Origin of the sequence: Arcanobacterium bovis (assembly GCF_004331995.1) — a bacterium.
Classification (GTDB): Bacteria; Actinomycetota; Actinomycetes; order Actinomycetales; family Actinomycetaceae; genus Arcanobacterium_A; species Arcanobacterium_A bovis.
This window is the reverse complement of sequence record NZ_SJDT01000003.1, coordinates 171184-197628: the sequence shown is the minus strand read 5'-3', so window position 1 is coordinate 197628 and position 26445 is coordinate 171184. Positions and strand designations below refer to the sequence as shown.

Sequence of the window (26445 nt, the reverse complement as noted above, 5' to 3'; positions counted from 1 at the left end):
TCCTTTTTGAAGCTTGTGATGCTTGACCTTTTAGGCTGCTTGCCCTCATAAAAAGTAAAAAGCGGACATCTTTGTCCGCGTCTTCATGAGGATCGTCCTCATCTATCAGATGTTTAGGAATTCCGACATCAGTTCGAGCTCACGAGCTTTCGCTTCGTAAACATAACCGCTGGTGGCAGACTCATTGCGCTTGAAGAAATTCTTCAAAATTGCCATTCCTCATTCACCTCCTCTATTCAATTGTTTACAGGTGAAAGTCTACGCCGGTATTGCTGTGCATGCGAGAAAAAGGCGCGAAATGCTGGGAAAATAGTCCTAACTCACAGTGGGGTGCGCGGTAACCTGAAGGGCTAACGCGGTTGTAGCCGAACTTGGTTGACGGGAGAGCGCTACTGGTTAACCAAGAAAAACGCTACTGGTTAGCGGGAAAACGCTCTTGTTTAGCTGGAAAGAGGCCTTGCTTAGCTTGAGAGACGCTGCGCGAGTTGTGCAGCGCTTTCAGGTGTGTCGACGTCGAAGCAATCATTGCGTGTATCGAGTATCGTTTCGAGGTGCAAACTTGCAAATCCCCACCTTATTGAGCCGTTTCTTTGAAAGGGAAGACGGCGCAGTGCGCCCATTTTATACAAGCCGTGTGTATATTGAAGCGCGTTAACGCCGTAGCGGTTCGGTGTCACGCTGTCGTCCTTACTTGCGGGGACGATGACGGCGTTCGTTCGTAATGCACCGTGGTACGTAGACGCACTGCTCTCGTTACTTGCGGGGACGACGCCGTCGCAAACGAAACTTTGATCACTACTTTGATGTAAAACGGCCGTTAAATCGGGTAGTAACCGAGGCGATAGGGGAGCGTCGCACGTAGTGAGGAACACGGCGTCGTCGTCTGAAAGGCTCGAAAGGGAATGAACACCTGCGGCGATACCTGCTAGGGGGCCACCAAAAGGTGGATCTTCCAAGGTGAGGATTGCATTGGGCGGAACGCTAAGCTCAGGGGGACCGACCACACTTATAATCCCGTTATATCCGGCGCGTTTGAGCTCGTCAAAGAGGATGTCAAGAAGTCGCGTTCCTGCGATCGGATAGTCTGGCTTTGACACGCCACCGAGGCGACGTGCAGTTCCACCAGCTAAAACAATTGTTCCTTTGACGATGCTAATGCACTCACTGGGCGTAACCATGAGCTTGCTAAGTGTGCCGGAAATGATATTTCGCCTGTATAGGGCAGATCTGGAGTCTTTAGACGAAACCGAATCCGACGCGACGCTGTTCTTCTTTAGCGATGCGGACGTATCCGAACGACGCTGCAGGTACGAAAAGAATCGTGCCATCGCTACCGTCGAGTTTAACTGGCGAGTTGGATTCAAGGGAGGACGTGATCAGGTTCATGAGCTCGTCGGCGGACATATCAACGTCGAGGTTTACTGGGGAAACTGCATCTCGAATGCCAATGGTGATTTCCATAGTTGTTCCTTTGGTTTTGGATGATCGCGTCGCGGCGAAATCCTAGTACGTATTAATTCTGACCCTATTTTAACCTGTTTAGGTGCATGTTCGATAACGCGTTGGCGGTGATTTCGTTGCTGGAGGAACTGGACGGAGTGCGCGGCAACGGAAATTGGCGGGAGGCTTCCGATACTCTATTAACAGTAAGAAATCTGGAGGTTGGCAATGACGACTCACATATTCGATCAGTCGCAGCAAGCGGTGCTCGATAATTGCGTAGCTCCGTGCGCGCTTTCGGTTATCGGTGCGCCAGGTTCGGGCAAAACGGAGCTTCTTAAGCGAGCAGTGTTGCACGTTGCTGCTGAAAATCCGCGCGCCCGGATTGCAGTGTTGAGTCCGGATCGACGCGCTGCAACACAGTTGCGAAATGATTTGTCGATTGCACTTGGGGGTCTTACTGATGCTATCGCTGTTCAATCTATTAATGCTTTTGCCTTCAAAATTATTTCTGAATATGCGCAGTTACATGGAAGGTTAGAGCCGCAGCTGATTTCGGGTCCTGATCAAGATGTGATTTTGAAAGAAATCTTTGATCTTGTTGATGAGGGCATGCTCAGTGTTGCGGATTTAGACTTTGTTGACGACGACGCAGCGCAATTGCCAGCTTATCGTGCCGAATTTCGTGATTTGATCACTCGTGCGGCGGAGCTCGGTCTTGGGGTAGATGAGCTGCGTGATTTAGGCGAAAAGCACAATCGACCAGCATGGATTCGCGGCGCGCAAATTATGGCTGCTTATGAAGGGGCTCTTGCCGCGCAGGCAAGCGCACATTCTACTAATCCAGATCGTATCGATCACGCTCGACTCATGAGTAATGCTGCAGGTGTGCTCCACGCCTGGGACGATGTCCATCTCGAAACAGTGGGAAAAGCCGTGGAAAAACCGCGGTGGGATTGGGTGTTTGTTGACGACGTTCAAAACGCCACGTTGAGCGTGCTCAAGCTATTGAATCAATTGCAAGACGACGGCGCTTCGGTTGTTGTGTTCGGCAATCCAGATTTGGCTGTGCAAGGATTTCGAGGAGGAATAGCGCAATTACCCACCATGCTTTCGCGGGCTCAACGCGATATGGGAATTGGCGCGCAGCAGCTGATTCTAAGCAGCGTTTATCGAGGTAACTCGGAGTTGCGAAGACTCGCGCGGCGAATCGAATCTGGTATCCATGTGGCGGGGGTGGCGAAGCATCGACGCGCTGAGATGAATGCTGAACATCATGCGGAGATCTGTGGTGAACTTGGCACGGATATGCAGGCGAAAGGTGAATGTGCCGGTGATTCAGCAGCTCCTATCACATTATTGGCTGCTGCGACTTTTACCGCGCAGATGGAGGAAATCGGCGCCGAATTTCGGCGTCTGCATCTCCATGAGGGTGTTCCCTATGGCGAGATGGCGATAATTACCCGTTCCCACAGTGTTCATAGTGCGATCAGGCGTGCTTTGGTGCGAATGGGTGTTCCCGTTGAGGCTATTAGCTCGGCAATTCCGTTGCGGGAGCAGCCAGCAGTGCGTGCATTATTGGATTTATTACACCTTGCTCTCGACGATCCAGCCGAAATTTTGGTTGCGGACATTGAACGGGTATTAGCTGGACGGCTCACCGATATTGATTCGGTTCAGTTGCGCAAGATACGCAGAGAACTGCATGGGTGGGAACTCTATTCTGGCGGTGTTCGCACTGAACAAGAGGTTCTGATGCAACTCGTGCGCAACCCGAACGATCAGGTATTGCGCAATATTTCGAGCATCGGAAACATTGCCAATGTGATTGTGCGTATCCGCAAGGCGAAAGTCGCAGAAAGAAGTGCCGATGAAGTTCTGTGGGAAGCTTGGAACTCGCTTGGTATTGCTGAGAAATGGCGTGCTGATGCTTTGGGCCAAGGAGTGCTGGCTGATGTTGCCAACGCAGATCTTGATGCGGTGATTCAACTCTTCCGAGTAGCCCAGCGCTTGAACGACCGAAAAATACAGTTTGCAGGAATTGACCGTTTTCTTGAAGATATTGAGCTACAAGATTTGCCGGAGGACTCAATCGCGCGCACTGGTGTGGGCGGCGACGAGGTGTCGCTTGGAACGCCGTCGTCCGTGATTGGAAGATCGTGGGATCATGTGGTGATTGCCGAAGTCAATCAAGGTGTATGGCCCAACACTCGGCTGCGAAATCCGATCAGCCGAGTTCCTGAATTGGTGTCAGTAGTGGTTGGGGCCGTGCTATCGGGTGGCACTGTTGTGGCGGAACAATCGCAAAGCGAAGTCTTAGACGACGAGCTTCGTATGCTGCTACAGGCAGTGTCGCGTGCTAAGAAAACTGTGACGATCGCTTTTGAAAGCAACTCAGATTCTATGCCTTCTAGCTTCGTTGAATGGCTGTGCAGGAGTGAGAATTTAGAGGTTACGTCGGTTACGCGAGACAAAGAAGTAATCTCGCATGTTGATGCTGTGGTGGGTAGGTTGCGACAGATTTCGCAGCTTAACGACTCAGAAACGGCAGGACGAGCCCAGGTACTCCTTGATCGTTTGAAAGATTCGGGTTTCCGTGAAGCGGATTCTGATACGTGGGTTGATCTGATGGCTTTGAGCACCGATGCCGAGGTTATCGACGGCAAATCTATTATTTCGCCTTCGAAAGTAGAAGGTGTACTTCGGTGTCCGATGCGCGAGTTTCTCAGTGGCATTGGGGCGCAGTCGACAGAAGACATGCTGGCTGCTGATCTGGGAACTTTGATTCATAAGATTGCTGAAGAACATCCCAACGGCTCAGAAGAAGAGTTGCGCCAAGCTATGGATGACAACTGGCATATTTTGGATCTGGATGATGAATTGCTTAGTAGCCAACGTTTGAGAAGCCGTGCCGAGATGATGATCAGTAATCTTGCAAAGCACATATCTGAGGCGCCGAGCGAAGTGCGGGTGGAAGTGCCGGCATTCTACGAAGCGGACGATTTTGTGGTGCGGGCGCGAATTGACCGACTCGAGTTTTCCCCTGATTCTCCACATAAAGTTAGTGTTGTTGATCTTAAGACAGGTAAAACTGTTCCCACCAAAGCCGAAGTTTCTGTGCATCCACAGTTGCTCACTTATCAATGGCTCGTAAACAAAGGTGCGATTGCGGGTCAAGATGCTGATCGTCCACCGAGCGAAGTGGACAAGGCTCAGTTGATTTTCCTCGGCTCAGCTCGGAAGACATTTCCTATCCAAGAAGCTGCGAACGAAGAAATGCTTCAACTCGCAGAACAGAATGTAGAAACGGTTGCGCGACTCCAACGCGGTCCAGATTTTCCGGCTCGTCTCGGAGAGTTTTGTGGTAACTGCGATTATCAAGGGATTTGCCCAGCACTTGAGGGAAAGAGAGTGTTTTCATGAGTTCTGAAATCGCCTACGAAGACTTTATTGAAATCTTCGATTTTCCGCCCACGCAAGAACAAGAAGAGGTGATTCGTTCTACCGCCCCAACGATTCTTGTGCTCGCTGGCGCTGGCGCTGGAAAAACTGCCACAATGAGCCAGCGCATTGCTTGGCATATCGCGGCAAAGAATGTCACCCCACAGGAAGTTCTGGGCTTGACCTTCACCAAAAAAGCGGCTGGTGAGCTAAGCGAACGAGTGGATTCATATGTGCGCAAAGTGCAACGTAAATTTCCTGAGCAGCAGGCGGGATTTCGGGTAACCAGCAGCGATTATAGTGATGCCGCAGTTGGTGGCGAATCAGTGAGCGATCTCGAATATTCCTTGGAACAAGCTAGCTTTGCACACAAGGAGTTTGAGCGACCAACGATTTCTACATATAACTCCTTTGCATCCGAGATTGCGATGTCGTATGCCATGCTTATCGGGGAAGATCCCCGTGCACGTCTCATTACTGACGGTGAGCGGTGGCAGATTATGCAGTCAATTGTGGCGAACTGGGGAGCCGATCAGAACAATCTCGGAGATTTCGATTTGGCGGAATCCTCAATAGTTGATACGGCGCTGTCTATGGCTGCCGCGATCATCGACAACAAATGTAGCCTTGATGAAGTACGTAGTTTTTTCCTCAATGAATCTCAAGCAATTGAGGATATCGATGGTGGGATGCGTCTTGTAAAAATGCCATTTAAAGGTACAGAGGCTACGGAAGGGTTTACGCAGTTAAAAAAGGCAATCAAACCTTTACAACAACGTGCAGCGATTGTTGATGTTGTTGAAGCATATTTTGATTATAAAAAGGCGAATTCCTTGATAGAATATGCCGATCAAGTGGAGTGGGCTACGCGTATTCTCAAAAAGGTGCCACAGATCGGAGAAGAGCTACGCGCAAAATACCGACTGATTTTGCTAGACGAATATCAAGATACCTCAATCAATCAAGCTGAATTTATTGCTGCTGCATTCCTTGGTGCCGAATCTGTGTGTGCAGTGGGCGATCCAAATCAAGCAATTTATGGATGGCGTGGCGCGAGTGCGAATGCTTTGGCTGATTTCAGAGAAAAATTTGCGGTGAGCGGGGAGAATACACTGAGCCTTTCGGTGGCATTTCGTAACTCACGCAGTATTCTTCATGCGGCTAACGTCATTACGAGCGATTTTGACGATCGGCACTCGTCGGAGCAGATTGATGATCTTGACGATGCCGAGTTTGAGCGGCCATGGCGTAAAATTCCTGCGGTTCCGCCGGTATCTTCGTCGCTAAAACTCCAACAACTCCAACCGTCACCTGTTGCCAAAGACGGGTCCGTGATCCATGTGCATAGGCACCTGCGTGAAGATTCTTACCGCAGTATTGCACAGCAGATTGCTGAAATTTTTAACTGCAATGCACAAGGCGAAACATCATCGTTGCGGGCAAAATCAAATGGTCTTTCAGCAGCTATATTGCTACGGAAACATAAATTTGTGCCGGATGTTATTGCGGCGCTTGAAGAGCACGGACTCAATTATGAAGTCATTGGTGGCGAACAAATTATTTCGTTGCCGGAGATCCGATTGCTACGTGCAATACTCACGCTTATTTCAACGCCGGCACGTAATGATGCCCTTATGGTGGTTTTGAATTACTACGCCATAGGAGCACGCGACCTGCGAATTCTCTCCGATTTTGCGTACAAATTACGCAAAGAGCAGGAGATGAATCTTCTTGGGAACGACCGCCACGGGCAGTACCCACGTGCGTTACAGCTCAACCTTATCGAAGCGATTTCTTATCTCGAATCCGCTGATCAGCTTGCAGAGTTCGGAATGTCACAAGCTGGAGCTAGACGGATCATGGAAGTTGCCGCAACGCTTAAAGATATACGCTCATACATAAACTTGCACCTACCCGAGTTGGTGTTGAAAGTTATTGATGCGTTGAACCTTTATACTCTCGTGGAAGCACGATATAGGGGAGCTAAGCGGCTCAAATCTGCATTTACACAATTTGTTGATCTAGCTTCCGATTTTGCCAACAACAATCCCCAATTGGGAATTGGCGATTTTTGCCGGTGGATTGATGCTGTTGAGAACAAAGAGCGTGGTGGATCAGAAGAGAGCGATCAAGACATACCTGTTTTTGAGCTGCACAAGGAGGTAGTGCCTCAAGCCAATGTGGTGCAAATCTTGACGGTTCACGCCGCAAAAGGCTTGGAGTGGGACATTGTTGCCGTGCCAGAACTTGTTTCTGGCGAGTTCTCAAATACTGTGGAAAGGCCTAAATCATGGCATTCGCAGACCAAACTATTTCCTTATCCTTTGCGAATCGATCGGAAATATCTCCCGATTTTCTCCGCGCAGGATATGTTAAAAGACAGCCCGTACGAGGCGATGATCAAGGAGAGCGGCAATTCAGCATATTTTCGCAAGGGAATAACTGCCTGCATATTCCACGATTATTATAATCGGATGCTTCCTGAGTACGAGTCAGATGAAACTCGACGTCTGGCGTACGTTGCATTCACACGGCCAAAATCCTATCTGATACTTGGTAGCTACGACTTCAAGGATCTGGAGAAAGTCAAGCAAGCTTACGATGCAAATATTGAGCGTGCGTCCGAAGAACAGTCTCTTGAGAAAACATCTGTTACACCAAGCGTGTATCTAGACGACATGTATCGTGCCCAAGCCAGAACAGGGCAGATCATTTTTACTCCGAAAGCTCAGCTAGATCCGGGCATCTATGAGCAGTCCTTTGATACCGTTGAAGAATTCCTGAGTTGGGCACAGCCACTTGTTCCAGCTGATGACGGATCAAGCATGAGTTCCCAGAACAACGATGAAATCATGTGGCCGCGCGATGTGGACCGCCGCCTTGACTCTCAACCGGCAATTGATCAAACTGCCAATATCAACATGACTGCACTCGCACGTAGCCTTGACGAAACAGAAAAAGTTATTGAACTTCTGATTGCAGAAAAAGAAGCAGAGAATTCTGCGGCAGGTTTTGACTCTGAACATTTGACTGCTTCGGGAATCGTATCCCTGTTGAATGATCCACGAGAATTTCTCATGGATCAGATACGCCCGATACCCCGAAAGCCACTTCGTGCAGCGCGAATCGGAACGGACGTGCATTCTAAAATTGCACAATATTTTGGTGCACCGAGTACCTTAGATATCGATTCGGTAGCTTATCCAGGAGAAATGCCAATTGATGACGACGTTCTTGCCGACGAGCCGCGTATAAAAGAACTACTGGGACGCTTTGAAAACTCACGTTTTGCCCAGTTACCGCAATTAGCGATTGAACAAGCAGTGGAAATCTCCTTGCTTTCAACACCGATTCGCTGTGTTATTGACGCAGTCTTTGATACTTCACAGGTTGACGGGCAAAAACCAATCACTATCGTCGATTGGAAGACAGGGCGGCGTCCAAGTGCGAAAGACATTAGTTCACGACAGTTCCAGCTTGAGCTGTACCGTCTGGCGTGGTCGCACGCTTATAACGTTCCACTCGATTCGATTGCTGCCTGCTTTTACTACCTCGGAGAAGACGACCAGAAATTGCGCGAACTGCACGCGCAGAACCTTGATCGCGAGAGGATTGAAGAAGTAATAGCCCAGAAAATCAAGGAAGGAGAGCAGCTTATTTGAAGCAAGCAGAACACCATATTCAAGAAAACTAACGCTTGATTGCTCGGCCGGTGCAAATGCTTGATCATTCGGCTGATGCAGGAGTCTCAGTAGTGAATGAGGCTTCTTCAGCAGAATCTACCGAAGCATCAGGCATCAATGTATCTACCTGCCAAGATGGGCCAAAGGAGAGTTCTGGGTCAGCTTCAATATCGGCAGCGAGATCATTGAGCATCTGTGTTGCATCATCGATAATGGATTGATCCTGCATACGAATGCCAAAGAGCAACCAACGCAATAGTGCCAATTCGCTCATGAGAATTGAACGGTTGAGGAAGTTCTCATCAACTCGATGATTCAAAGCGTTCTGGTATGACTCAAACACTGCGTCGAATTCGTCTTCGGGAAGAGACGACACAAGCGAAGCAAAGTCCAAGGCAGGATCGCCAACTTGCGATTCGCCAAAACCGAGCACGCAGGAAATTGCACCCTCAGACCATAAGAAGTTTTCTTCAGCAACGTCACCGTGAATAACTGTAGGCACGAAATCCCACAGTAGCTCGTTTTCCAAAGCGTGCTCCCAGCGCTTACGCAGCACAACAGGGATCGTCGCCACTTTGTCGGCTTCACGTAACTCGGTGAGCAAACGGGTACGCCAAGTGTACGGATCATAATGCGGAAGTCCGGCTCGATCTACCACCACAGTGTCGAGGGAGTGGATCGAGGCCAAGGTTCTGCCCAGCTCATGTGCTGCGGCTGGAGAAATCTCATCGAAAGAACGCATCTTGCCCAAGGGCGCGGGATAAACTAGTGCCCGACCGTGCGTCATCGGAGCAAAGCCAGCTGGTCGAAGTACATCAAAAGGGAGATTTCCTGATCGCAGCTCTTGCAATAAGGAATGCGCAAGCGCAGCCTCGGCTTCAAGAGTCGTTCCAGCATGCGCGTGAAGAGGGTACTTCACCACCCAGCGTTTACCAGATTCATCAAGCACACCCGTGTAGTAGAAGTCAGAAGTGCGCATAATAGGTTCGCGCGTTCCCACGGGACGTAGACCGTCAACAGCAACGACGGCAAGAGCTGCAAGATGAAGAGGCGTAACTTTCACATCTCAAAGTTATCGAGAAATGAACAAAAATAACATTTCACACTCCGCACAGGCCTGTAATGCTCGGATCACACCCTATCTTTGTGATTCTTTCAGGGCTCAAAAGGTCCCTGGTCTCGCGTGCAGAATCGCCACGTTCGCTGGCGAATTGGTCGGGGTCGGCAAAATCCCCTGTTCCTCGCATATGGATTAGTACTGTATCTGTTCATTCGCATCTGGGTCAGGTATCGCAGATGTTCAGAAAAAGCGTGACAGGCGCAAATATTTCTGACAGGCTCGGCGCTCAGCAAACGTGCCAGCCAAGGCGTAAGCGCTTTCACGGCCTTCCTTGCAGAGCAATCGCAATCAATGAAGTAGACTATTGAATCGTGGCCACTGATTATAACGTTGAAATTGATAAGCTCCGCCGAACCTATACGCAGATCGAGGCGGTAACTGACGTACCTAAACTTACCGAGCTCATTGAAAAACTCACTGAAGAATCCTCGAACCCTGAGCTCTGGAATGATCCAGAAGCCGCTCAAGCCGTAACCTCCAAGCTCTCTCATGCGAAATCGGTGCTGGAAAAAGTTGAACAGATGAAGTCACGCATTGAGGACATCGAAACTCTCGTCGAAATGGCACAAGAGGAATCGGTCACCGATGCCGACGCCGGCGCAGAACTTTTCGCCGAAGCGGACGAAGAACTCGCCAAAGTTTCAGCTTCCCTAGCTGACCTTGAAGTGAAAACGCTCCTTTCTGGAGAATACGACGAGCGAAACGCCGTCGTCACTATTCGTTCGGGAGCTGGCGGCGTGGACGCGGCGGATTGGGCGCAAATGTTGCAACGTATGTACTTGCGCTGGGCGGAGCGTCATGGCTACGCCACCAAAGTGATGGACACCTCCTACGCTGAAGAAGCGGGTATCAAATCCACAACGTTTGAAGTCTCGGCACCTTATGCCTACGGAACGCTTTCCGTTGAGGCGGGCACGCATCGTCTCGTGCGTATCTCGCCGTTCGATAACCAGGGACGACGCCAAACGTCCTTCGCCGCCGTCGAAGTTATTCCGCTGATCGAAACGACCGATCACATTGAAATTCCGGAATCGGAACTCAAAATCGACGTGTTCCGTTCCTCTGGACCGGGCGGACAGTCGGTGAATACTACGGACTCCGCAGTGCGTATGACCCATATCCCTACCGGCATCGTGGTGTCGATGCAGGATGAAAAATCGCAGATCCAAAACCGTGCGTCTGCCTTGCGAGTGTTGCAGTCTCGCCTTTTGCAACTGCGCCACGAAGAAGAGCAGGCAAAAAAGAAGGAACTAGCTGGCGATGTCAAGGCTTCGTGGGGCGATCAGATGCGCTCCTACGTCTTGCACCCTTATCAGATGGTGAAAGACCTGCGTACGAACTACGAAGTGGGCAACACGGATTCTGTGTTCGACGGCGATCTTGACGGTTTCATTGACGCGGGCATCCGTTGGCGTCATGGGCAACTCGCACAAGAGCAATAATATTCCTGCCTGCGCTGGCGTTGTCGGATCCGCAGAAGAAGCCTAAGTCAAAATTGTGATGTGATGCGGTATATGCGTTTTTTGCTATACGTATCGGCGCGCCTTTTTCCGTCCAAAATAAATAACAATAGGGTAACTATTGACAAATACCCATTGCTAGGGCGTGAAAACTGATGATCAATTTTGAAAACGTTACAAAACTTTATGCGAAGGGGGCTGCCCCTGCGCTCGATCAAGTGTCTCTCACCATCGAACGCGGAGACTTTGTGTTCCTCGTGGGAGCATCTGGATCGGGAAAATCAACAATGCTGTCGTTGATTTCTGCAGAGACGGCTCCGACCTCGGGCAAAGTTTTTGTGCTTGGCAAAGATCTCGCTGGTGTTTCTGCACGTCGAGTGCCGTTTTTGCGCCGGCAAATCGGTTACGTTTTCCAAGATTTCCGCCTGCTTTCGGAGAAGAACGTCTTCGATAACGTGGCATTAGCAATGCAAGTGCTTGGAAAGCCACGCCACGCGATCCGCAAAGAAGTGCCCAAGGTGCTTGAATTGGTCGGACTGGACGGCAAAGAGAACCGCCGCATGTATGAACTTTCGGGCGGTGAAAAACAGCGCGTGGCTATCGCGCGGGCGATGGTCAATCGCCCGGAGCTTTTGCTGGCAGACGAACCGACTGGAAACCTCGATCACGAAACCGCGCTCGGTATCATGCGCCTCTTGGATCGGATTAATCGTCAGGGCACCACAGTGGTGATGGCAACGCATGATCGTGCCATCGTGGATCAGCTACGTAAACGTGTGGTCGAATTATCGGATGGTCGCATTGTGCGAGATCAAGAGCGTGGAGCATACGGAGGAACGCTGTAATGAAGTTACGTTTTATACTTTCTCAGACTTTCAAAGGTCTACGCGGCAATCTCGCAATGGCATTCTCCGTAACCCTCGTGACTTTCGTGTCGCTGCTTTTCATCGGCGCTGCCGTGTTGTTACAGATCCAGATCGGAAACCTTAAAAACGACTGGTACGACAAGGTGGAAGTCTCGGCGTTTATGTGTCCGCAAAATTCCCAGCGCGCGCAATGCGCTGCTGGTGAAGCATCGCAGCAGCAGATTGACGATATCGCTGCATTCCTCAAATCGAAGGATATGAAGCCTTACGTTGATGAGGTTTACTTCGAGTCGAAGGAAGATGCTCTCAAGGCTTTCAAAAAACAAATGGCGGACTCTGCCTGGGCCGATGCTATGACTGCCGATCAGATGCAACCTTCGTATCGAGTCAAACTTGTCAATCCACAAGAATACAAGGTTGTTGCAGACGCACTTGAAGGGCGTGCCGGCGTGGAATCCGTCGTCGATCAGCGAAAACAGCTCGAGCCCTTATTCAGAACGCTTAACAATTTCACCTTAGTTTCTGGTGGTCTTGCTGTGGTGATGGTACTTACCGCTGTGTTGCTGATTCCATCAACTATTCGGCTCTCGGCAATGTTCAGGCGAAACGAAACCGAAATTTTGCGCTATGTGGGTGCCTCAAACAAGATGATTCAGTTCCCGTTCATTCTTGAGGGAATTATTGCTTCGCTGTTCGGAGCGGTGTTGGCAATTTTGAGTTTGTGGGTTGTGGTTGAATTCCTGATTAAGGATTGGTTCGGTTCAACATGGGTGCAAATCGTTAGCACCAAAGATGTGTTGATACTGGCGCCGCTTTTGCTTTGTGCGGCAATCTTGATTGCTTCCTTTGCCTCATTCTTTGCACTCAGAAGGTACACGCGAGTCTAGCGGCTATGAGCAACTAGTAAAGCGACTAGTAAAAGGTGCGTATTGTTATGAGGAAGAAATTTTCAGCAGCTGTGGCGGTGGTTGCTGTAGCGATGTCCGGATTTTATGTGAGTGGTCCGGCCAATGCTGCGGATCGTGACGACCTCGTCAACCAGCAAAACGAAAAAGAAAAACGTATCGAATCCTTGGTGTCTCAGCTCGAGGGTGTAGACGTTAATATCCAAAAAACGTACCTTGATTTTGAAAAAACTCGCTCGCAGCTTCCGGCTGCCGAACAAGCAGTTCTCGACGCACAGAATCAGCTTTCCGCCTCGCAACGTGAAGCAGAAACTAATGCGGCAATGCTCAGCGCTGCCCAGACGGAATTGAAAAATATTTCGCGCGATATCGACAAAGCGAAAGAGGCCGCGGAACAATCGCGCCTCTCACTAGGGGAGTTTGCTCGCGCAACCTATCGGGGCGAGACTGGCCCAAGCGCCGTCGACCTCGTATTCGGTTCGAGTTCCGCGCAAGATTTCGTCGATTCTTATCGCATAAATTCTGCCATCTCTCGTACCCAAACCACCGCTTTGACTGCCCACGAGCAGGCGACGGCGAGTGCCAAGAACCGCCAAGCTCGCCAGAGCGCCGTGGAAAGTACGATCGCGGAGCTCAAGGCCAAGGCTGACGCATTGGTAGCTGAGAATAAAGCGCGAAAAGCTACTGCCGATCAGAAGCGCAAAGAACTTGACGCTCTATTGGTGAACATCGACCAGCAGCACCAGGCGCTTGAAAATCTGAAAACTGTAACGAATGCTTCGATTCTGCAAACTCAAGCAGAACAGCAAGCAATTGCTTCTGAAATTGCGAAAATCGATGCAGAAAACCGGCGAAAAGCTGCTGAAGCAGCTGCGGCGGCTGCGGCAGCCGGGCAAAACGGTGGCGGAGATGCAAATACCTCCGGTGGTGCCTATTGGCTACACCCGCCGATTCCTGCTCCGATGTACGTTACGTCCCCAATGGGTAGGCGTTACCATCCGGTGACGGGTTCATGGACGTATCACGAGGGCGTGGACTTGCGTTCGCCGTGTGGCGAGGTTCAGCGTGCAGGCGCGGGCGGCGTCGTCGTGAAAACAGTGCCAGCATCGGTAGGTGGCTTCGGCGGAAACCAAGTGTGGATCAACCACGGCGTGGTGAATGGGTCGTCATGGATTACTGTGCACCTCCACCTTACGACTATCGGTGTGCAGGTAGGGCAGCAGGTGAGCCAAGGTCAGGTGATCGGTACGACTGGTCAGACGGGTCGCGTGACAGGTTGCCACGTTCACTACGAAGTATGGAAAGACGGCGTCGCTATCGATCCGATGACACTTCCGGGCTTTACGCAGCGCGACTACTGACACGTGGTGCGGTTTTGCTGACGTGCTGCGTGAGCACTGGGTTGTGCGAGCGCTAGGTTGTGTGCGGGAGCGAATGTCTAGCGCGGTGAGTGATTGCGTTGCGTGGTAGTTGCACACATGGAAGGTGCGTAAGTGGCGCGTGCGCAGTTCGACGCGCGGGCGCTTCTGTTGTTAAAGTAATGCCTAGTATTTTATTGCAGCACGTACGCTGTATGAAGATGACTTTACATGCATTGAGGAGGAGATTCGCATGGCTAAGAAGAGTCAATCTGCGCCGAAACTTACTCCTGCGCAGAAGGCTAAAGCGGAGGCCGATGCCAAACACGTGATCGCGCGCAATAAGAAGGCGCGCCACGATTATCACATCGATAAGGTTTATGAAGCGGGGCTGGTGCTCTCGGGCACGGAAGTCAAGGCTTTGCGAATGGGTAGAGCTTCGCTTACCGAGGCATGGATCGAGTTTGACCGTCACGGTGAAGCGTGGCTCATCGGCGCCAATATTCCGATCTACGCGATGGGTTCGTGGACCAATCATCGGCCGACTCAAAAGCGCAAGCTTTTGTTGCATCGGGATGAGATTCGCTCGCTCGCCTTGAAAGTGCGCGATAAGGGCACAACAGTGGTGCCTTTGGAGCTGTACTTTATTCGCGGACGGGCGAAAGTCGAGATTGCGCTGGCACGTGGAAAACACGAATGGGACAAGCGTGAGACGTTACGACGTCGTCAAGACAATCGTGAAGCGGAGCGGGCGATGTCTGAGGCGCGTAAGAATCAGCGGTATTAAATACGTAGCAGGGTGCTAGCGGGTACTGAGCAAAAGGTGCGTAGCAGGTCACTGAACAGGGTACTTAGCAGGGAACTTAGTGCCCAAAGAGTGAGTTGTGGCGTAAAACAGACGACACTAGATTTTTTGTTGCAAACACGGTAGTGTAAGTGCATAGTTTCGCATGACCTCGGGTGATGCGGTTTGAAAACTAAATATGGGGATGATCGGTTTCGACGGTAGTGACTGCCGAAGGGAAGCGGGTAGAGGATGTAGAGTCATCTCTTTAACGATTCTCTGCAAAAAATTAGTTGCCAACAAGCAGCATTCTGACTTCGCCCTCGCCGCCTGAGCGAGCGCCTAAGTCCGTCACACTAGCGTTGCTTTCGCGCTAGATTCGTGGCGTCGTTTTTGAAAGCCGCTGTTTTGCCCGCTCGTTAGTGGTTGGCAAAACATATTTAGCTAACTAGGTTCGTCAGCGACTTGTTTGCGTGAGTGCTGGAGCCGAAAACAACGTTTAGCAAACTGCACCCGGAGAAGACTTGGGTTTTGCGCTATCGGACCAGGGTTCAATTCCCTGCATCTCCACAGTAACGAAAGCCGAACGGTGAACAAGCCGTTCGGCTTTCTCATTCGTGAGGCTGAGTAAGTTGTGCTGGTAAGCTTGCTATGCATACTTACCGGCACTTGAAGGGCGCTCATTTTGATATAAAGTGGGCGTCCTTTTTGCTGTCTTGGGAAGCGTATTTTGGCTTGTGAACGCAATAATCTGAGCGTTCTCGAGCACAGAAGTTACTAATCTACTGGCCAGACGATTGTAGAAAGGACTCTTAATAGGATGAGCGCGACGATGACGGAGGCTATCGATGCGGCAACTATACCGAGCACGCTTGGCCACTTGACGTCAGGGTTTTTGCGCAGCTCATCTTGGCAGATATAAAGCGCAGCAATCTGCGGGACGATAAGGGCGAAGAAAGGGATGCTCAAAAGGCCGACGATCATCCCCGTCCAATACATTCGTTTCGGTTCTATACTCATCATAATTCACCTCACGACGTTATGGCCCTGTTGTTATGGCACTGTTCGCCTCTAAAGGCTCTTTGACGAAGAGCCTAGCACAGTGATATTCGGGCTTCATATGCCGGGGTGTTTAATGTCCTAATTTCACTCATCATCTGACCCCATCTCTATAAATTGGGGATTATAATCGCCACAAATTTAGGATTATCGCTGCCGAAATTTTAGGACTTGACTCGAAAAAGCAACCCTTTTCCTTTGTAAGAAATATTGCAAAATCGTAACGTTACGAGAGTCTGGGTATCTTGGCTCAAACCATATTACGTATAGTGAGCAGTGATGAAACGCCGATATGTTATCGCCCTAGTAGGTGCCGCAATCTTAGTGCTGGTGGCGGTGCTACTCGCCGTCGTTAATCCGCTGCGTGTACGCGTAGAACTGCGCGGCGAAGCCGAAATCAACGTTGGTGTGGGGCAGAAATTCACTGATCCGGGCGCTTCCGCTCATATAGGGGCGAAACATTTTCCGGAGTCGATCGCTGAGTTGCCAGTGTCGGCGTCGGAGGAAGTACGTACCGATCGCGTGGGTGACACTACCATCACGTATTCAGCGAGCTGGGGCTGGTGGCACGGTGAAGCGACTCGCACTGTACACGTCGTTGATACCACGCCGCCCGAGTTGAAGTTGAACGGCGAAGCCGCACCAACGCTGGAGGCCGGCTCAGATTTCGTTGATCCGGGCGTAACAGCGCAGGACGACGTCGATGGCGATTTAACGTCGGAAGTGAAGGTTTCTGGCGCCGTCGATTCGCATACACCTGGAAAATATGTTGTGACGTATGAAGTGACGAATAAAGCAGGGAAGTCGGCGAGTGTAAGCCGCGAGGTCACGGTGATACCGCCACGCGTGACTCAGGTGAGGCATAAGGTTGTGTACCTGACCTTTGACGACGGGCCAAGTAACCAAACTGCGCGTCTGTTGGACGTGTTGAAGGCGCATAACGTGAAAGCGACGTTCTTTGTCACCGGCTTCGGTGATCTGTCGCTCATGGCGCGCGAAGCTCACGAGGGACACACAGTAGCGATTCACACCCTCACGCATAACTATCGGCAGGTCTACAGTAGTCTCGATGCCTATATGGCGGATTTGGATGCCATCAATAATATTATTGAAGCTCAAACCGGCAAGCGGTCGAATCTAGTTCGCCTTCCGGGCGGTAGCTCCAACACGGTGAGTCGCTTTAATCCGGGAATTATGACGACGATTACCAACGAATTGACCAAGCGTGGTTTTTACTATTTCGATTGGAACGTTGAAAGTGGCGACGCCGGTAGCGTACACACAGCCGACCAAGTATTTACCAATGTGGTGCAAGGTATTGCACGACATGATGTGTCGATGGTGCTTCAACATGACACCAAATCCTACAGTGTGGATGCCGTGGCGCGGATAATCGAATGGGGTTTGGCGAACGGTTACACGTTCCTACCCATTGATGCGACCAGCCCTGGCATGCATCATCCGCTCACAAACTAGAATTGTATGAGCCTCGCTGGATCTTTTTCAGCATACCTAGACGATATTGCTAGATAAATGAGCGGTTAATCGGTGGATAATTAGGTGGTTACGTTCTGGATCATCGTCAGATCATATTGTTCCGTATGTTCTCTGCCCGTATGTTTTCTGAGTGCGAAACTAAAAACGTGAAAGCCAACGCACTCTTCCGGTAGGGTCACAACGTGCCCAAAGTGCACCAAGGCGTCGTCGTCGGGACAAATCCCAGTGGCGTAGCCTCCGTCTACCAGATAAAGAATGATGAAAGAAACTGCGAAACGCTTACACGACCTGCTGGGACTACGAACTTCACCTGGGATCTTTTTTGGATCTGCCTTTGTGGTAATTCTGTTTACTGCGCTCATGGCGATTTTCCCAGGGCCGGTGCAAAAATTCTTTGGGCATCTTGCCACGTTTATCCGCTACGACCTCGGCTGGTTTTTCACCCTGTCGGTCACGCTTCTCGTGATTTTTTCGCTTGTGCTCGCCGCCTCCCGCTATGGCCGCATCAAGATTGGCGACGACGATTCCAAACCTGAGTATTCAGGCGTGGCATGGTTTGGCATGCTGTTTGCCGCCGGAGTTGGCGCTGTGCTGATGTTCTGGGGCATCGCCGAGCCAATGACTCATTATGCGAAGCCTCCGCTCGAGGGTACCGCGGCCTTCAGTGATCGCGCGTTGTCTGATGCTATGGCGATTGCCAATTTCCACTTTACCCTGCATATGTGGGCAATTTTCGTCGTCCCTGGCTTGGCATTCGGATACTTCACATACAAGCGCAAACTTCCGCCGCGCGTTTCTTCGGCCTTTCAGCCGCTACTCGGCGACGGAATCCATGGCCCTGTAGGCAAAATAATCGACATTCTAGCGATTGTCGCAACCGTGTTCGGTTTGTCGGTGTCGGTAGGTTTTGGCGCGTTGCAGATCAACTCGGGCGCAAATTATGTGCTCGGAGTCCCGGTAGCTCCTTGGGTACAGGCTCTAATCTTGGCGATTATCACTGGTGTAGCGCTTGGATCTGTGATCGCGGGTATGGACAAAGGCGTCAAACGCCTGTCGTACATCAATATCGTACTTGCCACCATCTTGATGATCTTTGTGCTCCTTTTTGGCTCCACAATGGGCACAATGCGAGCGATGGTGGAATCCATCGGTGGGTATATTTCGCACCTGCCCACGCTGTCATTCTTTAACGACTTAGGTGGTAATGGTCAATGGTCTGGCCAATGGACTGTGTTCTACTGGGCTTGGACTGTTACTTGGGCGCCGTTCGTGGGAATGTTCGTGGCTAAGATTTCCAAAGGGCGTACAATTCGGGAGTTTGTGCTGGGTACGATGGGCGTGCCAAGCATCTTCGTGATGATCTGGATGGCAATCTACGGCTACAACGCCGTTGTGCAGGATCGCGCTTCAGCTCCTACTTCCGGCACAGGTGGCGCGCTCGCGAAGACGATTGTTGACGAGGGAAACGTTCAAGCAGCGCTGTTCCAGTTTTTGCACGGCTTCCCGTGGTATCAGGCGACGGCGGTGCTCGCGCTCGTCGTCGTCCTTCTGTTCTTTATCACCTCGATTGATTCGGGCGCATTGGTGATGGACGCGATGGCGAATGGTCATGAAGATTTGTCGCCACTGAAGCAGCGGGTGTTCTGGGGACTTTCCATTGGTGGCGTATGTGCCTCGATCCTGCTCACCGCTGGAGAGAATGGTCTAACCGCACTTCAAGAAGTGATTATTGTGGTCGGTTTCCCAGTGGTTCTTATGACGTTCGTGCAGATGCTGATGGTTATCCAAGCATTGCGTGAGGACGCAGGTGCAGCGAAGCCGATTCGTACGCGCCAGTGGAAGCGTGTTCTTCCTGCTGAAGAGTATGAACGACGCGCGGAAGATCCCGACGAAGATGTGGAAGGTTTCGTTATCTCTCCAGAGTTCGAGCCTGGCACCGAACCCGAATTTGAGACTCATACCCCGACGACGGCAGCAGTGCTCGAAGCCCAAGCGGGAATGCCAAAACTGCGAATCGCCGTCACTGGCGGTGCGGCAGCCGGAGCTTCTTTGGTTGCTGATGAGCTAGCGAAACTCGGTGCGGTCGTTATTGACGCAGATGAAATCTCGCGAGATGTCTTAACGAACGACGAGCAAGTGCAAGATGAAATCCGAGCAGTCTTTGGTGAGGACATTGTCTCAGCTGATGGTGAAGTGGATCGTAGCGCGCTCGGTCGGCTTGTGTTCGCTTCGCGTGAGGCTCGATTGCGGCTTGAAGAAATCATGCATCCGCGAATCATCGACGAGATTGACCGCATTTCGCGTGAAATCGGCGAAGAAAGCGTTGCGGTAGTGACCGTGCCGCTCCTTGTCGAATCGGGGTTGGCGAGCCGTTTTGACCAAGTGATTACGGTGTCTGCACCCGTCGAACGACGCGTGGAGCGCTTGATGGAGGAGAAAGGTCTTTCCCGAGAAGATGCTTGGGCACGTCTTGACACTCGGATTACTGACGAGGAACGCGAAGAGGTAGCAGACTATGTATTGCATAATGACGACGATATCGAGTCCTTGCGCGCTGCTACACGCGAGTATTGGGATGAGCATGTGGCGCCGTCATTGAACGAAGTCTAGGTGACCGAAGGGAATTGCGGGAACTGGTGTTGCATAGCTAGTTTCGCCCATTCCATGTGGATCGATACGGTGCTGTGCGAGAATACGGATAGAGACGCGAGTAGTGAGTAGGGGAGTGACAAATGGGTATAGATGCCGTTCGTCGGATTTTGGCAGATCTCGATGCGACTCGTTCGCAGCGCGAAGAGCTGTATAAGTATTTCCATCAACACCCCGAGCTTTCTATGCAAGAGACACTCACTAGCCAGAAAATCGTGGAAGAGCTGGAATCTTATCAGATACCGTACCGCAGGATTGGTCGCACAGGTATCGTTGCCACTATCAATAATGGCGACGGCGCAGTGGTCGCTTTTCGTGCGGACATCGATGGTTTGCCTATCAAGGAGACATCGGGTAAGGACTATGCCTCTCATGCGGTGCAGGAAGATGAAAGTACTGGCGCACTTGTGAGCACTTCCCATGCTTGCGGGCATGATTTCCACATCATGAGCTTGCTTGGTGCGCTACAAGCTTTAAATTCCCACAAAAATGACTGGCAAGGTACGTTTATCGGTATTTTCCAACCGGCAGAAGAGATAGCTGCTGGTGCTCGAGACATGCTCGAAAACGGCGTCGCACAAGAGCTTCCGCGTGCCGATGTTTACCTCGGACAACACGTTTTGGCGAATTTGCCTGGCGGACACGTGGGGACGCGAGTTGGTGCGGTACTTTCAGCTGCATTTTCGCTAAAAATAGAGCTAACGGGGCGTGGCTCTCACGGTTCAATGCCGGAGCTGAGCGTGGATCCTGTGCTACTTGCTGCGAATATTATTACGCGGCTACAACAGATTGTTTCGCGCGAAATTGCGGCATCGAATAGCGCGGTACTCACGGTCGGGGCAGTGCATGCCGGAGCGAAGTCCAATATTATTCCGCAAACTGCCGAGTTGCTGATCAATACGCGGGCTTTCAATCAAGACGTGGCCAATCATCTCAAAGAAGCAATTGAACGGGTTGTGAATGCCGAATGCGAAGCTGCGCGTTGCCCTGAACCTGCTCGATTTACGTATTACGATGAGTATCCTTTGACCAGCAATGACGCCGAAGTCACTCATCGGGTGCGCGCGGCTTTTGACGAGTATTTTCCGGGCGAAACCCACGATATGGATCAAGTTCCGGCATCGGAAGATTTCTCCATTATTCCGTCAGCCTTGGGAGTTCCTTACACTTTCTGGGGCTTGGGAGGATTTGCTGATCCAGATTCAGCGCCGGGTAATCACAACCCAGCATTTGCTCCCGACCTTCAGCCGACTTTGGATCGGGGGCTAGAAGCTGCGGTGGTTGCAGCATCGGCGTGGTTAGTTCCGTAAACTATAAACTGTTCACGGTGGATTCCTCACCGCAAGAGAAAGGTTCTTCTCATGGTAACTCGGCTTATTAGCGCAAATTCTTCTGAAATACTGGCGATGGATGCAGCTCAACTTATGCAAAGCATTAAGGCTTCTGAAGGCCGTGTGGTGCTTTCTGAAAATATTGTGGTGCATCAACCGAGCCTGCCTGATTTGACCAATGCTGAGATCGCGCACGCTTTTGGCGCAGATCTGATTTTGCTCAATCTGGTGGACGTGTTTTCCCCACAAATTCACGGGATCAAGGATCAGATGAACTTTGTGGATGAGCTGCATAAACTAGTGGGCTGTCCAATCGGAGTGAATCTCGAGCCTGTTGATTTCGAAGCCTCGATGCTCGAAGAACGCACACATATTTCGCAGGGGCGCACCGCAAATGTGCAGACCTTGCAGCGCTTGGAAGAGCTCGGTGCAGATTTCGTATGTTTTACGGGCAATCCGGGCACGGGTGTAACTAATAGCGCTATCATCGATGCTACGAAGATAGCAAAAGAACATTTTAGTGGACTCATTATTGCTGGAAAGATGCACGGAGCCGCTGTTGATGAGCCCGTCGTTAATGCGCAAACAGTACAAGCGTTGGTGGACGTCGGAGCTGACGTGATTCTCGTGCCTGCGGTGGGTACAGTACCTGGCTTCACTGATGTCGAGCTGCGTGATGCGGTGCTGGCGGCTCACCGCGCTGGGGCGCTGGTGATGTCAGCGATAGGTACGAGTCAAGAAAGTTCTCAGCCAGAAGTAATCGTTGATATTGCGATCCGAAACAAGGTGTGCGGAGTGGATATTCAGCATATTGGCGATTCCGGCTATGGTGGCTTAGCTCCGGTTGAAAATATCTTCGCGCTCAGCAAAGCGATTCGCGGGCAGCGACACACGGTTTCGCGAATGGCGCGTTCAATTAATCGCTGAATTATAGCAACGCCACGTACAAGATCGGCTCAATACGTTTTCGCGTATTGAGCCGATCTAAGTATGTACCAACTAAAGATTAGCGAACGAGTTGTGATTCATTGACACTTGGCGATTGAGCTACCACAGGTTGTGTTGCCAATTTCTCAGCCGAATTCGATTTCTTGCCACCCTTAAGAATTCCAACGATCACTGGAATCCCTGTTACTACTACGAACACCAGCATGATGCGTTCGATAGATTGAGTGACTCCTGGAATCTGCCCAATGAGCACGCCAATAATCACCATCGAGAACACCCAGGTGATTGCGCCCATGACATTCCAGAACACAAAATGGCGATAACGCATGGAGGAAATCCCTGCTCCAAGCGGCACATAGGTGCGAACGAATGCTAAGTAACGGCCAAGAACTAACGCTAGTGGTCCGTATTTGGCAAAGAATTCCTCTGCCTGGTCAAGCCGTTCGGTTTTCAGGATTTTGGCATCAGGCGAAAAGAGTTTTCTACCATAACGACGCCCGAGCCAAAAGCCAACCTGATCTCCTGCAATAGCGGCAAGGCAAGCCACCAATACCATCACCCACAGGGGGTAGCCGAGGGCATGGTGGAGCACGGCCATAGTGATGAGGAGAGAATCGCCAGGTAGGAACGGAAACAGAACACCCGACTCAATAAATATAATGATGGCGATTCCGAGCAACGCGTAAGCACCGAAATGCGCAATGAGGGCAGCTGGATCCGAAAGTTGGTGTATCCAATCAATGATTCCCATGAGTTCCTCTTGCTATTGATGTGCCCCAAAAGCGCAACGGCTTTTAGGCTGTTATGGATCTTTGCAAACTAAATAGGCATTTATAACCAAGAGCCATTCTAATTCAGAATGGCTCTTGGTTCGCTGGATTTTGTACTCCTGTGGTATGAAAAATCCTGGCCCAAGCAGGAGGGAAACGTGAAATATTAGCTATGTGTAATATGTCGTATTTAGTAGGGAAAGGACCAAGATAGCGGCATTATTGCCATTGAGCTGAGTCAGGATCGACCCCATGTGCGTGCGCATTAGAATCGATTGCCGCTTTCAACCACCCTGCCAAGCCTGGAGCGATTTCGTTGTAGTAGTTAGCAAATCTTGGATCGCCTACATAGCCTCGCGCAATAATCACGTGCTTAGCGTGGCTAACTGGGAACCACTCCGAGAGTAACTCGCGGTGTTCCTCAGCAAGTGTTTGAGCGAGTTCGCAATCGGCTTCAACTCCCTTTTGCATGGCTTGAGCAAGTCGCGCATGTAGTGACTCTGTTTTAGCTTTGTAATCAGCCCATTCGCCGGCAGTTTTCTGCTGTGCGCGTTCTTGGCTGATTCGCCAATCTTCGGTTTCGCCCCAATTATGCTCAGCTTCCTCCTGATATTGTGCAAACTGGGTGTCCCCAAGAATCTGCGCAATCTCGTGTGTTGAGAGTTCATTCTTGTCCATGGCATCCTCCATAATTAAGTCAAGAGCTGCAATCATATTGTGCAGTTCGGTTTGTTTCTCTATGAGGAGATCACGCTGGCGCCGTAGATGACGCAAGGGATCGACGTCGTCCAATACTTCGGCAATCGCATCCAAAGGCATGCCTGCGGCGCGGTATACCAATACGTGCTGTGCACGCCGCACGTCGTCGTCACTGTACAAGCGATAATTAGTCCAGCTCCGCTCGGCGGGCACAACAAGTGAACGCTCCTCCCAGTGATGCAAGGTGCGCACAGATACTTTCAGAAGTTTTGCAACTTCGCCTACGGTGAGTAGTTCACCGCTTTCTTTTCTGCTCATGGCATTTATCATTGTGCCTCACCTTGCGTGAGGGGCAAATGCGTAGTGACGACGTCGGCATGTAGCGTAATGAAGTCGGTGTGTAGTATGACGACGCCCAAATGGACACACCATGAACTTAAGCAAAATGAAGCTCTGCGAAAACATCCTAGCTTGGTCTCGCAGAGCTTCACGGTAGTTTACATTGTATTTGGCAATGCGTTCTACAAAACTATCTCCAACTGAGTTTGTCTCAGCATTGCTGAATAGTTCTACCTATTTATTTGGTGTTGTTTTCGACCCAAGGGTTGAGAGTCGTGCCCTTGAGGACGATTTCGCGATGTGGAACTAGTGGCAGACCCTTTTGGTTGATGATCGTCCACCACGGATCCCATGCGAGTCCAGTTCCTTCACCTGCAACTACTCGGATATTTCGAGCGTTGGCCGGCAAGTGGATCGTTTCGCGGAATCCGGCAGTTCGGGCTTTCCAGTTCCCGCTCCACTTCATTGGTGTGCGGATTTCGTTTCCTTTGGCATCGAAGCTGATCTCGTCCCAGGTCAGATCGAACTTTGCAACATACCCGCCTGCATGACGAAGCGTGATTGCGCCAGCGGTGTAGGTGGTTGCAGTGGTTTCAATGTAGTCTCCACTGTTTTGAACAGTTGCTTGTTGATTATCCTTTAGGAAGTTCACGGCATATGAGACGGGTACTGCTGGTACGTTGGTTGAGAAGGTGCTTTCTTCCTTAATGATCCTCTTAAGATCTGCGATATTGCCAGTAGCAACTTCCACACCTCGTTTGGCACTTCCGCCCATGACGTAAACGGTAGCGCGCGTGTTCTTCAAGATATTCGCATACTTTGTGTCCACATCCGTTTTGACATTACCGAAACTTGCCTTAAATACGCCATTGAATGCCGCTTTGACATCGTTGGAGGTGGATGTGGTTTCGAGCTTTACGAATATTTGTCGACCATAGCTAACGCTGGATACATAGCCTAGCGGATTCTTATTGTTCACTCCACGTGCTACAAGATCATCACGGGTAACGTTCGGCGCGAATACCTTATGAGGATTTGTTGGCGTATCCATAGCTACGGTGTAATAGATCTGCCTGAAGGATGCAATTGCAACTTGCCGTTCATGCTTGTGAATAGCTTCGAAATTTACATTGAGCTTAGCCGCGATTTTTTCAAATCCAAGTCCAAACTTCGCCTTGAGTTGTTCTTTAGAAGTGACCATCGACTCGTCGTAAGACATCTTTGCTGCATGCTCTGGATAACTATCGTGGCGATCCGTCCAACGCTGTAGAAGATCATTAATTCCTTGTTCAACGGTGCTCTTGGAAGGATTTTGGATAGTGATCCGGTTGCTACCACGTGTTGACCCGGGCAAATCTACGCTGATAGTCTGAGGAGCACGATCAATTCCTACTGGTATTGGCGTTCCTTTTGCCAAGCTTTGGTTCGCCAATACCAATGCGCCTGGGAAAATCGTGGCATTGTTAGCTTCTAATGCTGCAATATCTGATCGCAGATTATTAAAGCTCTTGCGTTCGTGCTTGAATACAGTATAGGTGCCATCTTTGAACTGGTCGCGAGTTACCGGAACAGTTTTGACGGATTCGCCTGGAACTGCTAAGACGCCTCGGGGATCATATTGGAGGCCGCGAATATACTGATCTACTCCGTTTGCAATCTGCATATTAGGTGCCATAGTTGTGATGAATTCCGAGGTTGGGGGCGTGATGAGGGCAGAGTCTCCGAAGGAACTTGCGAGAGCCGTTGTAGGCAATATTGCAGTTGCTACAAATGCACCGCTTACTACTGTTGCAAAAAATTTCCTTTTCATGGTCTTGCCTGCCTTAGTAGTGACAAATTGTTATTAATATGATCCACGTCACTTTGTGGTCATGTTTTAATTTTGTATCATCGCACAACATAACACAAATTCGGTTTAATATTTAACTACATGGGCTGGGGGAATGTGTAGTTTCTTATGTGAATAGTAGCTTGTATTATTTTATACTGCGAGTACTATTTAATGGAATAGAATCGTAATAGCGCGCAAACCGCCCGATGTTGCACGTTTGTAGCGAAAAAGTAACCTTTGAGCAACCTTGTTGTGATACAAATTA

At 50.5% G+C, this 26445-nt stretch carries 19 protein-coding genes and 1 other RNA gene; 12 read left to right on the top strand and 8 right to left on the bottom strand.

The features are described from left to right. Positions 1 to 461 precede the first annotated feature (461 nt). Complete coding sequence (gene mobA, locus EZJ44_RS04675) at positions 462 to 1178, bottom strand: molybdenum cofactor guanylyltransferase (protein WP_131280715.1); 717 nt, start codon at positions 1176 to 1178, stop codon at positions 462 to 464. Positions 1179 to 1236: 58 nt separating this feature from the next. Next, the gene (locus EZJ44_RS04670) at positions 1237 to 1461 is read right to left on the bottom strand and encodes a DUF3107 domain-containing protein (RefSeq protein ID WP_131280713.1); all 225 of its coding nucleotides are present in this window, start codon (positions 1459 to 1461) and stop codon (positions 1237 to 1239) included. A gap of 207 nt (positions 1462 to 1668) precedes the next feature. Between EZJ44_RS04670 and EZJ44_RS04665 the strand changes: the two genes are divergently transcribed. Both EZJ44_RS04665 and EZJ44_RS04660 read left to right on the top strand, forming a co-directional pair. Further along, on the top strand, positions 1669 to 4863 hold the full coding sequence (locus EZJ44_RS04665) for a UrvD/REP family ATP-dependent DNA helicase (protein WP_131280711.1): 3195 nt from the start codon (positions 1669 to 1671) through the stop codon (positions 4861 to 4863). Continuing rightward, positions 4860 to 8543 carry an ATP-dependent helicase gene (locus EZJ44_RS04660; protein ID WP_131280709.1) on the top strand — a complete coding sequence of 1228 codons (3684 nt, stop codon included), beginning with the start codon at positions 4860 to 4862 and terminating at the stop codon, positions 8541 to 8543. Before EZJ44_RS04665 ends, EZJ44_RS04660 begins: the two co-directional genes overlap by 4 nt. A gap of 64 nt (positions 8544 to 8607) precedes the next feature. On the opposite strand, the gene EZJ44_RS04655 is transcribed toward EZJ44_RS04660, so the two are convergent. Beyond that, a complete protein-coding gene (locus EZJ44_RS04655) occupies positions 8608 to 9627 on the bottom strand; it encodes a phosphotransferase (RefSeq protein ID WP_241658596.1) in 1020 nt (339 codons plus the stop codon). 368 nt (positions 9628 to 9995) lie between these two features. Between EZJ44_RS04655 and prfB the strand changes: the two genes are divergently transcribed. The 6 genes from prfB to ssrA all read left to right on the top strand — a co-directional run bounded on the left by prfB (position 9996) and on the right by ssrA (position 15630). After that, the gene (gene prfB / locus EZJ44_RS04650) at positions 9996 to 11126 is read left to right on the top strand and encodes a peptide chain release factor 2 (RefSeq protein ID WP_131280707.1); all 1131 of its coding nucleotides are present in this window, start codon (positions 9996 to 9998) and stop codon (positions 11124 to 11126) included. A 173-nt stretch (positions 11127 to 11299) separates the two neighbouring features. Beyond that, positions 11300 to 11989, top strand: a complete 690-nt coding sequence (ftsE, locus tag EZJ44_RS04645; RefSeq protein ID WP_131280705.1) for a cell division ATP-binding protein FtsE — start codon at positions 11300 to 11302, stop codon at positions 11987 to 11989. Continuing rightward, positions 11989 to 12897 carry a permease-like cell division protein FtsX gene (gene ftsX / locus EZJ44_RS04640; protein ID WP_131280703.1) on the top strand — a complete coding sequence of 303 codons (909 nt, stop codon included), beginning with the start codon at positions 11989 to 11991 and terminating at the stop codon, positions 12895 to 12897. Before ftsE ends, ftsX begins: the two co-directional genes overlap by 1 nt. 47 nt (positions 12898 to 12944) lie before the next feature. Next, positions 12945 to 14276 carry a peptidoglycan DD-metalloendopeptidase family protein gene (locus tag EZJ44_RS04635; protein ID WP_131280701.1) on the top strand — a complete coding sequence of 444 codons (1332 nt, stop codon included), beginning with the start codon at positions 12945 to 12947 and terminating at the stop codon, positions 14274 to 14276. 250 nt (positions 14277 to 14526) lie between these two features. Beyond that, on the top strand, positions 14527 to 15060 hold the full coding sequence (gene smpB, locus EZJ44_RS04630) for an SsrA-binding protein SmpB (RefSeq protein WP_131280699.1): 534 nt from the start codon (positions 14527 to 14529) through the stop codon (positions 15058 to 15060). A 198-nt stretch (positions 15061 to 15258) separates the two neighbouring features. After that, positions 15259 to 15630: a transfer-messenger RNA gene (gene ssrA, locus EZJ44_RS04625) on the top strand. 204 nt (positions 15631 to 15834) lie between these two features. Here ssrA and EZJ44_RS04620 read toward each other — a convergent pair. Beyond that, positions 15835 to 16077 (bottom strand): hypothetical protein, encoded by a 243-nt coding sequence (locus tag EZJ44_RS04620; protein ID WP_165496111.1) that lies wholly within the window; start codon positions 16075 to 16077, stop codon positions 15835 to 15837. Positions 16078 to 16395: 318 nt separating this feature from the next. On the opposite strand from EZJ44_RS04620, the gene EZJ44_RS04615 reads away from it, so the two are divergent. Beyond that, a complete protein-coding gene (locus EZJ44_RS04615; protein WP_131280695.1) occupies positions 16396 to 17592 on the top strand; it encodes a polysaccharide deacetylase family protein in 1197 nt (398 codons plus the stop codon). 80 nt (positions 17593 to 17672) lie between these two features. On the opposite strand, the gene EZJ44_RS08715 is transcribed toward EZJ44_RS04615, so the two are convergent. Continuing rightward, positions 17673 to 17975 (bottom strand): hypothetical protein, encoded by a 303-nt coding sequence (locus EZJ44_RS08715; protein WP_165496103.1) that lies wholly within the window; start codon positions 17973 to 17975, stop codon positions 17673 to 17675. Between EZJ44_RS08715 and coaE the strand changes: the two genes are divergently transcribed. The 3 genes from coaE to EZJ44_RS04600 all read left to right on the top strand — a co-directional run bounded on the left by coaE (position 17974) and on the right by EZJ44_RS04600 (position 22520). Next, positions 17974 to 20223: a dephospho-CoA kinase gene (gene coaE / locus EZJ44_RS04610; protein WP_241658595.1), complete on the top strand. Its 2250-nt coding sequence runs from the start codon at positions 17974 to 17976 to the stop codon at positions 20221 to 20223. The genes EZJ44_RS08715 and coaE overlap by 2 nt on opposite strands. A gap of 122 nt (positions 20224 to 20345) precedes the next feature. Continuing rightward, on the top strand, positions 20346 to 21572 hold the full coding sequence (locus EZJ44_RS04605; RefSeq protein WP_131280693.1) for an amidohydrolase: 1227 nt from the start codon (positions 20346 to 20348) through the stop codon (positions 21570 to 21572). Between the two features lie 51 nt (positions 21573 to 21623). Then, positions 21624 to 22520: a DUF7916 family protein gene (locus tag EZJ44_RS04600; RefSeq protein WP_131280691.1), complete on the top strand. Its 897-nt coding sequence runs from the start codon at positions 21624 to 21626 to the stop codon at positions 22518 to 22520. A gap of 79 nt (positions 22521 to 22599) precedes the next feature. Here the strand turns inward: EZJ44_RS04600 and EZJ44_RS04595 are convergent, their stop codons facing one another. From EZJ44_RS04595 to EZJ44_RS04585, 3 genes are all read right to left on the bottom strand, one after another. Next, positions 22600 to 23292, bottom strand: a complete 693-nt coding sequence (locus tag EZJ44_RS04595) for a DedA family protein (RefSeq protein ID WP_131280689.1) — start codon at positions 23290 to 23292, stop codon at positions 22600 to 22602. Positions 23293 to 23530: 238 nt separating this feature from the next. Further along, positions 23531 to 24328: a MerR family transcriptional regulator gene (locus tag EZJ44_RS04590; RefSeq protein ID WP_241658594.1), complete on the bottom strand. Its 798-nt coding sequence runs from the start codon at positions 24326 to 24328 to the stop codon at positions 23531 to 23533. 259 nt (positions 24329 to 24587) lie between these two features. Continuing rightward, on the bottom strand, positions 24588 to 26159 hold the full coding sequence (locus tag EZJ44_RS04585; protein ID WP_131280685.1) for a thiol-activated cytolysin family protein: 1572 nt from the start codon (positions 26157 to 26159) through the stop codon (positions 24588 to 24590). Positions 26160 to 26445: the final 286 nt, after the last annotated feature.

Excerpts from the sequence above, each read along its gene's own strand:
- mobA (WP_131280715.1), bottom strand. The coding sequence starts at position 1,178 with ATGGTTACGCCCAGTGAGTGCATTAGCATCGTCAAAGGAACAATTGTT.
- EZJ44_RS04670 (WP_131280713.1), bottom strand. The coding sequence starts at position 1,461 with ATGGAAATCACCATTGGCATTCGAGATGCAGTTTCCCCAGTAAACCTC.
- EZJ44_RS04665 (WP_131280711.1), top strand. The coding sequence starts at position 1,669 with ATGACGACTCACATATTCGATCAGTCGCAGCAAGCGGTGCTCGATAAT.
- EZJ44_RS04660 (WP_131280709.1), top strand. The coding sequence starts at position 4,860 with ATGAGTTCTGAAATCGCCTACGAAGACTTTATTGAAATCTTCGATTTT.
- ftsE (WP_131280705.1), top strand. The coding sequence starts at position 11,300 with ATGATCAATTTTGAAAACGTTACAAAACTTTATGCGAAGGGGGCTGCC.
- ftsX (WP_131280703.1), top strand. The coding sequence starts at position 11,989 with ATGAAGTTACGTTTTATACTTTCTCAGACTTTCAAAGGTCTACGCGGC.
- EZJ44_RS04635 (WP_131280701.1), top strand. The coding sequence starts at position 12,945 with ATGAGGAAGAAATTTTCAGCAGCTGTGGCGGTGGTTGCTGTAGCGATG.
- smpB (WP_131280699.1), top strand. The coding sequence starts at position 14,527 with ATGGCTAAGAAGAGTCAATCTGCGCCGAAACTTACTCCTGCGCAGAAG.
- EZJ44_RS04620 (WP_165496111.1), bottom strand. The coding sequence starts at position 16,077 with ATGAGTATAGAACCGAAACGAATGTATTGGACGGGGATGATCGTCGGC.
- EZJ44_RS04615 (WP_131280695.1), top strand. The coding sequence starts at position 16,396 with ATGAAACGCCGATATGTTATCGCCCTAGTAGGTGCCGCAATCTTAGTG.
- coaE (WP_241658595.1), top strand. The coding sequence starts at position 17,974 with ATGGCGATTTTCCCAGGGCCGGTGCAAAAATTCTTTGGGCATCTTGCC.
- EZJ44_RS08715 (WP_165496103.1), bottom strand. The coding sequence starts at position 17,975 with ATGAGCGCAGTAAACAGAATTACCACAAAGGCAGATCCAAAAAAGATC.
- EZJ44_RS04605 (WP_131280693.1), top strand. The coding sequence starts at position 20,346 with ATGGGTATAGATGCCGTTCGTCGGATTTTGGCAGATCTCGATGCGACT.
- EZJ44_RS04600 (WP_131280691.1), top strand. The coding sequence starts at position 21,624 with ATGGTAACTCGGCTTATTAGCGCAAATTCTTCTGAAATACTGGCGATG.
- EZJ44_RS04595 (WP_131280689.1), bottom strand. The coding sequence starts at position 23,292 with ATGGGAATCATTGATTGGATACACCAACTTTCGGATCCAGCTGCCCTC.
- EZJ44_RS04590 (WP_241658594.1), bottom strand. The coding sequence starts at position 24,328 with ATGAGCAGAAAAGAAAGCGGTGAACTACTCACCGTAGGCGAAGTTGCA.
- EZJ44_RS04585 (WP_131280685.1), bottom strand. The coding sequence starts at position 26,159 with ATGAAAAGGAAATTTTTTGCAACAGTAGTAAGCGGTGCATTTGTAGCA.